Source organism: Streptomyces sp. NPDC033270 (genome assembly GCF_055576575.1).
The window spans coordinates 161190-171305 of the sequence record NZ_JBVIRA010000017.1 but is presented as its reverse complement, the minus strand read 5'-3'; the positions used below and the strand labels follow the sequence as shown (position 1 = coordinate 171305).

General features: G+C 73.1%; 9 protein-coding genes. 7 read left to right on the top strand and 2 right to left on the bottom strand.

What is annotated here, in order from left to right; translation table 11 throughout:
- Positions 1–107 precede the first annotated feature (107 nt).
- Positions 108–1361, bottom strand: a complete 1254-nt coding sequence (efeB, locus tag ACZ5XZ_RS23755) for an iron uptake transporter deferrochelatase/peroxidase subunit (RefSeq protein WP_468981210.1) — start codon at positions 1359–1361, stop codon at positions 108–110.
- 304 nt (positions 1362–1665) lie between these two features.
- On the opposite strand from efeB, the gene ACZ5XZ_RS23750 reads away from it, so the two are divergent.
- The 4 genes from ACZ5XZ_RS23750 (at position 1666) to ACZ5XZ_RS23735 (ending at position 5922) form a co-directional block, all read left to right on the top strand.
- Positions 1666–2031, top strand: a complete 366-nt coding sequence (locus ACZ5XZ_RS23750) for a hypothetical protein (RefSeq protein ID WP_468981209.1) — start codon at positions 1666–1668, stop codon at positions 2029–2031.
- Between the two features lie 175 nt (positions 2032–2206).
- Complete coding sequence (locus ACZ5XZ_RS23745; RefSeq protein WP_468981270.1) at positions 2207–3763, top strand: APC family permease; 1557 nt, start codon at positions 2207–2209, stop codon at positions 3761–3763.
- A 274-nt stretch (positions 3764–4037) separates the two neighbouring features.
- Complete coding sequence (locus ACZ5XZ_RS23740) at positions 4038–4934, top strand: PP2C family protein-serine/threonine phosphatase (protein ID WP_468981207.1); 897 nt, start codon at positions 4038–4040, stop codon at positions 4932–4934.
- A gap of 1 nt (position 4935) precedes the next feature.
- On the top strand, positions 4936–5922 hold the full coding sequence (locus ACZ5XZ_RS23735) for an MASE1 domain-containing protein (protein ID WP_468981268.1): 987 nt from the start codon (positions 4936–4938) through the stop codon (positions 5920–5922).
- A 28-nt stretch (positions 5923–5950) separates the two neighbouring features.
- Here ACZ5XZ_RS23735 and ACZ5XZ_RS23730 read toward each other — a convergent pair whose 3' ends face one another.
- Positions 5951–7012: an ATP-dependent DNA ligase gene (locus ACZ5XZ_RS23730; RefSeq protein ID WP_468981204.1), complete on the bottom strand. Its 1062-nt coding sequence runs from the start codon at positions 7010–7012 to the stop codon at positions 5951–5953.
- Positions 7013–7112: 100 nt separating this feature from the next.
- Between ACZ5XZ_RS23730 and ligD the strand changes: the two genes are divergently transcribed.
- The 3 genes from ligD (at position 7113) to ACZ5XZ_RS23715 (ending at position 9987) form a co-directional block, all read left to right on the top strand.
- Positions 7113–8129 carry a non-homologous end-joining DNA ligase gene (gene ligD / locus ACZ5XZ_RS23725; protein ID WP_468981202.1) on the top strand — a complete coding sequence of 339 codons (1017 nt, stop codon included), beginning with the start codon at positions 7113–7115 and terminating at the stop codon, positions 8127–8129.
- A gap of 247 nt (positions 8130–8376) precedes the next feature.
- The gene (locus ACZ5XZ_RS23720) at positions 8377–9600 is read left to right on the top strand and encodes a PP2C family protein-serine/threonine phosphatase (RefSeq protein WP_468981199.1); all 1224 of its coding nucleotides are present in this window, start codon (positions 8377–8379) and stop codon (positions 9598–9600) included.
- 153 nt (positions 9601–9753) lie between these two features.
- Complete coding sequence (locus ACZ5XZ_RS23715; protein WP_468981197.1) at positions 9754–9987, top strand: hypothetical protein; 234 nt, start codon at positions 9754–9756, stop codon at positions 9985–9987.
- The last annotated feature ends 129 nt before the right edge of the window (positions 9988–10116 follow it).

Here is a 10116-nt window from a genome sequence, read left to right as displayed (position 1 = left end):
CCCCGCCGCTGCGCGGGCTCGATCCCATACCACCCCCCCTCCCCCGCCACCCCCCCCCCCCCCCCCCCCCCCCCCCCCCCCCCCCCCCCCCCCCCCCCCGTCCGCGCTCAGACCTTCTTCAGCAGCTGGGAGCCGAACCAGTCGTCGGGGTCCGCAACTCCCGGCAGTGCGAAGAAGTAGCCGCCGCCGATGGGTGTGATGAACTCGGCCAGCGGCTCGTGTTCGAGACGCTGCTGTACGGTCGCGAACTGCCGCTCCGGATCCTGCTGGTAGCCGCAGAAGACCAGGCCGAGGTCCATCCGGCCGTGCGTGTCGAACCCGTTGTTGTAGTTGTAACTCCGCCGCAGGAAGCGGGAGTCGTCGGTCTTGGCGGTCCGCGGGTTGGCCAGCCGGATGTGCGCGTCGTGCGGGATGACCTCGCCGTGCGGGTCCTTGCGGTAGTCCGGCAGGTCCGTCTCCTGCCTGCCGCCCAGGGGCGCGCCGCTCGCCTTGCGCCGGCCGAAGATCTTCTCCTGGCGCTCCACCGGCACCTTGTCCCACTTCTCGACGTGGAACCGGATCAGCCGCAGCACCTGGTAGCTGCCGCCCAGCGCCCAGTCCGGCTCACCGCAGGGCGGCGTCACCCACAACAGCCGGTCCATCTCCCTGGCCGACTCGGTGTCCGGATTGACGATGCCGTCCTTGAAGCCGACGAAGGTACGCGGCGACCCCGAGGGCCGGGACGGATTGAGGAAGGCGTCCGACCGCCAGCGGGGCCGCAGCAACCCGTCCGTCTCCCTGGCGACATCGCGCAGCACATGGACGATGGCGTCGGGATGCTGGCCGCAGATCTGCAGCGACAGATCGCCGTGGCAGCGGGCCGGCTCCAGCCGGTCGTCGGGGAAGGCCGGCATCGCCTTGAGATGCCGCGGTTTGTGCCCGGAGAGCCCGAACCGGTCGTCGAACAGCGAGGCCCCCACGCCGAGCGTGATGGTGAGCGAATCGGGGGTCGGCTCCTCCGCGGCGACCTGCTCGTCCTTCGGCTTCACCCCGGCCGCCAGCACCCGGGACCGGTGGGTGAGCGTCCGGAACAGCTTCTCCAGGCCCTCGCGGTTGTCGGCCAGCACATCGAAGCCCGCGAAGCCGGCGAAGAGCTGCTGGGGGGTCACGATCCCGGCCTGATGGCGCCCGTGGAAGGGGACCCTGTCGGGCAGTGTCCGCTCGCTGTCGCGTACCCCTCCGGCCGACCGGTCCGCCGCGGTCGCTTCCTGGCCCAGCCCCGCGGCCGCCACCCCGGCGAGCCCCGCAGCGCACTTGAGGAATCCTCGGCGGCCGTCGTCCCGCACCGGGGCACGCTCGTCGCCGGCCTGATCACGTCTCATCGTCCCGCCATCCTGACTACGTCATCCGGCACCAGCGTGCCTGCACGTACCTGTGCGACATGCTCGTGGGCCCCGGCATGAGGACCGGGACCAACACGGCCCGGGCGGCGGATATCACGCCTGCGGCGCCGGCCGGTCGCCCGAATGGCGCAGGCGGACCGCCCTCCCGCGCGACAGCGCCCCGCCACGCTTCTAGCGTCACCCCTGTGACCTGCCCGAACACCGCCCCGAACCCGGCATGGCGAGACGCCGGGGCGAGCTGTCACACGCCCCGCACCGCCCATGAGCCCCGGGACCCCCAGCCATGAACGCATTCACCGACGAGAACCGGACCACAGGCGAGGGCACCCAGCTCGAAGAGCCCGCACCGGGTGAGGAGACCGTACGGGGCGACGCGGGCCCACCGGCCGACGCCGACGCCGGGGCGCCGGCCGAGGAGCGCCCGCCCGCCGTCGAGCCCCCCGCACTGTCGCTGCGGATCGAGAAGGGACATGCCGAGCCCGAGGAGCTCGCCGCGATCGCCGTCGTCCTGTGCGCCCAGCTCGCGGGCCTGCACGCACTCGCCGCCGGCGCTGCCCCCGCCGAGGAGCGCCCGGCCGACCGGCGGCACCCCAGGGGGCACTCGGTGCGCCCCTCCGCGTGCTGGTCCGGCTGCTGGACCTGCGCCTGAGGCCACCGCGCGGCGTGCTCCCGGGGGAGCGGCAGACCGCGGCCCGATGATCGTCACGTAGGGTCCAGCGAGGCGGAACAGCGCATCGAGGGGAACCGTTTTCGTGGCAGAGCGTCAGGCATCCGAGGGGGACGGCGCGGCGGGCGCGCCCGAAGTACGGGCGCAGGAGCGCCGGTTGCGCCGGGACCTGGGGTTCTGGGGGCTGACCGGTATCGGCTTCTCCAACATCGTCGGCTCCGGCTGGCTGTTCGCCGCCATGTACGCGGCACAGACCGCCGGGCCCGCCGCGCTGCTGTCCTGGATCGGGGCCGGACTGCTGTGCGGACTGGTCGCGCTGGTCCTGATCGAGCTCGGCGCGTCCCGGCCGGAGGGCGGCGGCACGGTCCGCTGGCCGCTGTTCGCCAGCGGCCGGCTCGTCGGCACCCTCATCGGCTGGTCGACGCTGCTGTCGGTGGGCGGTACCGCGGCGGAGATCAGCGCGATCATGCAGTACGCCGCCCACTACCTCCCCGGCATCTACAACGGCCACACCCTCACCCTCTCCGGCCTGGCCCTGGCCACCGGACTCAGTGTGCTGCTGACGGCGCTGAACTGGTTCGCGGTGCGGATGTTCGCCCAACTCAACAACCTGATCACGGTGTTCAAGATCGCCATCCCGGTGGTCACCGTTTTCGCGCTGATCGCCTCCGGCTGGCACTCCGGCCGGCTGACCGACCACGGCGGCTTCGCGCCGTACGGCTATGTGGCCTGCCTGACCGCGCTGGCCGGCGGCGGCATCGTCTACTCGGTCAACGGCTTCCAGGCCCCGCTGGACTTCTCGGGCGAGACCCGCAACCCCCGCCGGACCATCCCGGCCGCGGTCCTCACCGGCATCGCGCTGGCCGTGGCCATGTACCTCGCCCTGCAACTGGCCTACCTCTTCACCGTCCCCGAGAACCTGCTCGGCAACGGCTGGCAGGGCGTCTCCTTCGACTCCCCCTTCGGCCAGCTCGCCCTCATCCTCAACCTGCACTGGCTGTCCAGCCTGCTCTACGCGGACGCGGTGATCTCGCCCGGCGGCTCGGCGTACGTGGGCGTGGCCATCGACGCGCGGCACACCTACGCGCTCGCCAAGAACGGCACCATCCCCCGGTACTTCATGAAGGTCAACCAGCGCTACGGCATCCCGCGCCGGGCACTGGTGATCAACCTCCTGGTCATCGTGGTCTTCCTGCTGCCGTTCGGCGGCTGGCAGGACATCGTGAGCGTCATGGGCGACATGTATCTGCTGATCTACGCGGCCTCCGCGGTCGCGGTCGCGGTGTTCCGCGCCGAACCGGGCGGGCGGACGGCGGGCTGGGTTCCGGGGCTGCGCTGGATCGCGCCGCTGAGCTTCGTGGTGGCCGGCGAGTTCGTCTACTGGTCGGGCTGGCACGACCTGCGCCTCGCCCTGCCCCTCGTCCTCGCCGGCCTGCTGATCTTCCTGGCCATGCACCGCCCCGGTGCGCGCGACGCGGCGGCCGTCGAACGCGACGGCGCGGGCCCGAGCCGCCCCCTCGGCGTCGAACTGCGCACCGGCGCCTGGCTGGTGGCCTATCTCCTCGGCCTGACCGTGCTCTCCTGGCTGGGCACCTTCGAGGGCTCCGGCCGCCTGCCCGCCCCCTACGACTCGATCGCGGTGGCCGCCCTCGCCCTCGCGGTGTTCTTCTGGGCCGTACGCTCCGGCGTCCGCCACCGGGCGGCGACCGCGTGAACCCGTCCCGGGTCGGCGGTAGCGGGCGGAGGCACGACGGCCGGCGCGGCGGCGATCGCTCCCCGTAGCCGTCCGGCTGCGCGAGACGGTGCGTGCCGGGGCGCGGAGCCCGGCCGTCCGCCGTCAAGCGGAAGTCGCACCGCGGAAATAAGATGAATCGGACAGGTGGGCTCACCGGAGCCCCATGAGGCCAGGTCACGAGGCCCATGCGGACCGCCGCACGGAGCGCGCACCCCCGCAGTGGCCCCTGCACCGATGCACCTTGGAGCGATCCATGCTTCGGCGTCGTCCCCCGCGGTCGGCGAGCGCCGACGATCTGCTGACCACCCTCGGCCGGCTGACCGCCCAGGCGCGGGAAGGCGCCGAGAAGCAACGGGCCCGGGTCGAGCTGGCCGAGGCGCTGCAACGCGAGATGCTGCCGACCCGGCTGCCGGAAGTGCCCGGCCTGCGCACCGCCGCCAGCTACGCCCCCGCCCGGCACGGACTGGACATCGGCGGCGACTGGTACGACGGCTTCCCGCTGCCCGACGGCTCGCTGGCCTTCTGCATCGGCGACGTACAGGGCCACGACGTGGAGGCGGCCGCCTTCATGGGGCAGATCCGACTCGGGCTGCGGGCGGTCGCGGTGCACGCCGCCGACCCCGGCGAGGTGCTGAGCCGGGCCAACGACCTGCTGCTGTCGGTGGACTGCGGGCTCTTCGCGACCTGCACCTTCGTCCGCTTCGACCCCGTCAGCTGGCAGCTGTCCAGCGCCCGGGCCGGCCACATCCCCGGCATCTGGGCCACCAGCGACGGCCGCTCGGGCCTGACCAACGACCCCGGGGGCGTGCCGCTGGGCATCGTGCCGGGCGAGGCGTACCCCGTCACCCGCCGTCGGCTCGACACCTCCGGCACGTTGGTGCTGCTCACCGACGGCGTCGTCGAGGGGCCGTCGTTCCCGATAGAGGCCGGTCTGCAGCAGGTGACCCGCCTGGTGTGCGCCAACGCCGACGGCGATCCGGCCACGGTGGCCGCCGCGGCGATGAGCGTGGCCGAGCTGACCGGGCACAGCGACGACTCCGCGGTGATCGTGCTGTGCTTCGACGGCAGCGGCCCGCAGCCCCGGGTGAAGCGCGACCCGGGCGCGCGTGTCGCGGCCGACGCCCGGCCGCCCGCGTTGTCTGATGGCTGATGTGGTGCGCACCGAACAACTCCGTCGTCCCGCACCGGCAGCCCTGACCCTCCTCGTTCTCACCGCCGTCTACTTCGCGTCCGCATGGATCGGTCTCCGGGAGTCGGTAGTGGTCGCCGGTGCCGTGGTCACGCCCTTATGGCCGCCCACGGGCATCGCGCTGAGCAGCCTGCTCCTGCTGGGCATGTGGACCTGGCCGGGCATCGCCCTCGGCACGCTGCTGATCGTCGCGACGCTCAGCCCGCTCGACGTCACGGTCCTCGGCGTCATGGCGGGCAACACTCTCGCCCCGGTGTGCGCCTGCCTGATGCTCCGCAAGGTGGGCTTCCGCGTCGAACTGGACCGCCTGCGCGACGGAGTGGCACTGGTCGCCCTCGGCGCCTTCGCCGGCATGCTGATCAGCGCGACGCTGGGCAGCGGAACCCAGGTGCTGACCGGTGCGCTGCCGACCGGGGGCTTCTGGCGGACCTGGGCGGCCTGGTGGGTGGGCGATGCCATGGGCGTCCTCGTCGTCACCCCGCTCGTCCTCGCCCTCCGCACGATCCGCCGGCCCCACGGCATCCCCGTCCACCGCTGGGCCGAGGCGTCGGCACTGCTGGTCGCGGCGGTCGCCGTGTCGTTCATGGCGACCAGGAGCCAGCTCTCCCTGCTCTTCCTGGTCTTTCCGCTGATCGTGTGGGCGGCGCTGCGCTTCCAGCTCGCGGGGGCGGCGCCCTGCGTGCTGCTGGTGTCCGTACTGGCGATCTCGGCGGCGACCGCGCGCATCGGACCGTTCGAGGGCCAGAGCCTGCTGGAGGCGATGGTCAACCTGCAGGCGCTCAACGCGTCGGCGGCGCTCACCGCACTGCTGCTGTCGGCGATCGTCACCGAGCAGAACGCCATCCGGCACAAGATCGAGCAGGCCTGCACGGAACTGGCCGAAGTGGTGGACCGGCTCGCGCCGGGGGAGAGCCGGCGCCGCTGGCCCCCCGGCACCGACCAGCACTGACCGGCCCGCCCGCGGCCCGCGCCCGCCCTCAGTCCCGCAACAGCTCCCGCAGGTCGTAGCCCACCGGCTCCTCCAGCTGGGCGTAGGTGCAGCTCTCCGGCGTACGGTCGGGGCGCCAGTGCCGGAACTGGGCGGTGTGCCGGAACCTGCTGCCCTCCATGTGGTCGTAGGCGACCTCGCACACCCGCTCCGGGCGCAGCGGTACCCACGACAGGTCCTTGCCGCCGCTCCAGCGGCTGGGCCCGCCCGGCATCCGCCGCGACGCGTGCGCCGCCTCGTCCGTCCACGCTCCCCAGGGGTGGCCGGCGACCTCGTCCATCCGCAGCGGAGCCAGCTCCTCGACCAGCTGCCGCCGCCTGGCCATGGGGAACGAGGCGCACACCCCGACATGCTGCAGCCGGCCCGCGCTGTCGTGCAGGCCCAGCAGCAGGGACCCGACCACCGGCCCGCTCTTGTGCAGCCGGTAGCCCGCCACCACACAGTCGGCGGTGCGGGCATGCTTGATCTTGAACATCGTGCGGTCGCCCGGCCGGTACGGCAGGTCCAGCGGCTTGGCTACCACCCCGTCCAGCCCCGCCCCCTCGAACTGGGTGAACCAGCGGCGCGCCAGCTCCTGATCCGTCGTCGCGGGCGCGGTGTACACCGGCGCCCGCGCCGGCCGCAGCGCCTCGACCAGCGCTTCCCGGCGTGCCGCCTGCGGCTGGTCCATCAGCGTGTCCGGGCCGAGCGCCAGCAGATCGAAGGCGACCAGGGAGGCGGGCGTCCGCTCCGCGAGCGTACGGACCCGGGAGTCCGCCGGATGGATGCGCTCCAGCAGCTCCTCGAAGTGCAGCCGGCCGTCATGGGCGATGACGATCTCGCCGTCGACGACGCAGCGCGGCGGCAGCTCGGCCCGTACGGCCGTGACCACCTCGGGGAAGTAGCGGGTGAGCGGCTTGGTCGTCCGGCTGGCGATCTCGACGTCCGCCCCGTCACGGAAGACGATGACCCGGAAGCCGTCCCACTTGGCCTCGTACTGCATGCCGGCGGGGATGTCGGCCACCAGCTTCGCGAGCATCGGCGACACCGGGGGCATGACGGGCAGATCCATGCTCCCGATCCTGCGGGCCCGGGGCGCTCCCCGCGCGCCGAGGGCGCTTGGGCAGCGGCCCCGGCGCGCGGTGGCGCGGCGCGGAACCTAGCGTGGAGGCATGGCCGGAGGCGGAGCTGTCGAGCTGGACGTCGCGGGGCGCACGGTGCGGGTGTCGAACCCCGGCAAGACGTACTACCCCGAGCGCGGCTTCACCAAGTTGGACGTCGCGCAGTACTACCTCGCCGTCGCGGACGGGGTGCTGCGGGGCCTGCGCGACCGGCCCACCACCATGCAGCGCTTCCCCGACGGCGTCGAGGGCGAGTTCTTCTACCAGAAGCGGGCCCCCAAGGGGCTGCCGGACTGGCTGCCCACCGCCCGCATCGCCTTCCCCAGCGGCCGGTTCGCCGACGAGATGTGCCCCACCGAGCCCGCCGCGGTGCTCTGGGCGGCCAACCTCGGGTGCCTGACCTTCCACCCCTGGCCGGTACGCCGCGCCGACACCGAGCACCCCGACGAGCTGCGGATCGACCTCGACCCGCAGCCCGGTACCGACTTCGCGGACGCCGTCCGGGTCGCCTACGAACTGCGGGAGCTGCTGGCCGAACACGGACTGCGCGGCTGGCCCAAGACCTCCGGCGGACGCGGGGTGCACGTCTATGTACCGATCCTGCCGCAATGGACGTTCACCGAGGTCAGACGGGCCGCCATCACCGTGGCCCGGGCCCTGGAGCGCCGGCTGCCGGACCTGGTGACCTCGGCCTGGTGGAAGGAGGAGCGCGGCGCGAAGGTCTTCGTCGACTACAACCAGATGGCCCGGGACCGGACCATCGCCTCGGCCTACTCGCTGCGGGCCAGGCCGCGCGCGACGGTCTCCACCCCGCTGCGCTGGGAGGAGCTGGCCGACGCCACGCCCGAGGACTTCGATCTGCGCACGGTCCCGCCGCGCTTCGCCGAACTCGGCGATGTGCACGCCGACATGGCCGACCACGCCTTCAGCCTGCAGCCCCTCCTGGAACTCGCCGACCGGCACACGGCGGAGGAGGGACTGGGGGACATGCCCTATCCCCCCGACCACCCGAAGATGCCGGGCGAGCCGTCCCGGGTCCAGCCGAGCCGGGCGCGCAAGGCACAGTAGGGCGCCTTAGGCGTGGCGAGCGGCCCGCCCGGGGCGCACCTCCCCACCCGGACGGCCGTACCCGCCCCGGGCCGTACCACTGCCGGACCGGCCTCGCCGTTCGCGCGCCGACGGGGGCGGCGGGCACCCGGCCCGGCATGCGCGCCGCCCGGCCGGGCGGGAACATTCCGCACGTGGGGACCGAGAGGAACGCACCCGAGGCGAACGGCGAGCGCGTACGACGCCCGCCGTCGGATGCGGGCCGCACGTGAGCGAGCCGGCGATCGACTACGAGGCGGTCTTCCAGGCGCTGCCGGGCGCGGTACTGCTGCTCACCCCGCAGTTCGTGATCGCCGACGCCAACGAGGCGTTTTTGAACCGGGCCGGGCGGGAGCGCCGCCAAGTGATCGGCCGCCCGCTCTTCGACGTCTTCCCCGACAACCCCGACGACCCCCGCGCCACCGGGACGCGCAATCTCCGGGCCTCCCTGGAACGGGTGGTGGCCACCGGCGAGCGCGACACCATGGCGCTGCAGCGCTACGACGTCGAGGCGCCCGGCCGGCCGGGTGTGTTCGAGGAGCGGTACTGGAGTCCGGTCAACGCTCCGGTCCTGGACGCGGAGGGACGGGTGCGGCTGATCGTCCATCGGGTCGAGGAGGTCACCGACGTCGTCCGGGCCGAGACCGGGACGGAGGGCGACCGGCGGCGGCTGGGGGCCGAACTCTTCGCCCGGGCCCAGGAACTCCAGGAGGTCAACGAGGATCTGCGGGCCTCCCAGGCCCGTGCGCGGCAGGTGGTGCTGACGCTCCAGGACGCGATGCTGCCGGCGCCCCGGCCCGTGGGACACCACCGGGCAGCGGTGCGCTACCGGCCCGCGGTCAGTGCGCTCAACGTCTGCGGTGACTGGTACGACCTGGCCGAACTGCCCGGGGACCGGATGGCGGTGGCCGTCGGCGATGTCGTCGGCCACGGCCTGGACGCCGCCTGCGTCATGGGCCAGCTGCGCAGCGCGCTGAGCGCCGCGACGCGGGTCGCCCGGGGGCCCGCCCAGGCCCTGGAGGTGCTCGGCGTCTACGCCCGCTCGGTGGACGGCGCGGAGTCCACCACCGCGGTGCAGGCCATCATCGACTGGACCACCCGCACCATCGCCTACAGCAGTGCGGGCCATCCACCTCCGGCGCTGCTGCACCCGGACGGCGCGGTGCAACTGCTGGACCAGGCGACCGATCCGCCGCTGGGGGCCCGGCCCGAGCATGTGGCCCGGCCCGAGGCGCAGGTGGCCTTCGCCGACGACGCCGTGCTGGTCCTGTACACCGACGGGCTCATCGAGCGCCGCAGGGAGGACATCGACGTCGGTCTGGGGCGGCTGGCCGACTGTCTGACCCGGCACCGGGGCGCCGGTGTCGAGGCGCTCGCCGATGCCCTGCTGGCGGAGCTGCTGCCGGCCGGTGGCGCCACCGACGACACGGCCCTGGTCGTCATCCGGCTGTGACCGGCACATCCGCGGGTTCTTCGCGCCCGATCACTACCGCGAGTGGAGCAATTTCCTGGGCCGTTGGGGTGGCCGGCCGTCGTGTCTGCGGGGGCCGCAGCTCAGCGCGGTACTTATCGGAATGTCCGATTTCCTGCCTAACTGGAGAACGCAATGCGCAAGTCGATAGGACGTTCCGTCGCCGCCGCGGCGATCGCTGCAGCCACCGTCGTACCGCTCGCCGGCACGGCCGCGGCCGCTCCGCAGACCCCCGCGGCGTCCTCGTCGGGCCACGATCATCATGGCAAGAAGCATGGCAAGCACCATCATCACGGTGGCTACCACCACAATGAAGGTAAGCACCTTGGCCTGCTCTCGTTGATTTTCGGCCTGCTTGGTCTGCTCTGAGCGGGAGCAGCGCATCGGGGGGGGGGGGGGGGGGGGGGGGGGGGGGGGGGGGGGGGGGGGGGGGGGGGGGGGGGAGTACACCGGCGGTGTGGTCGGGCGCCCTCCTTTTCTTTCTTTTCTCCCCTTTTC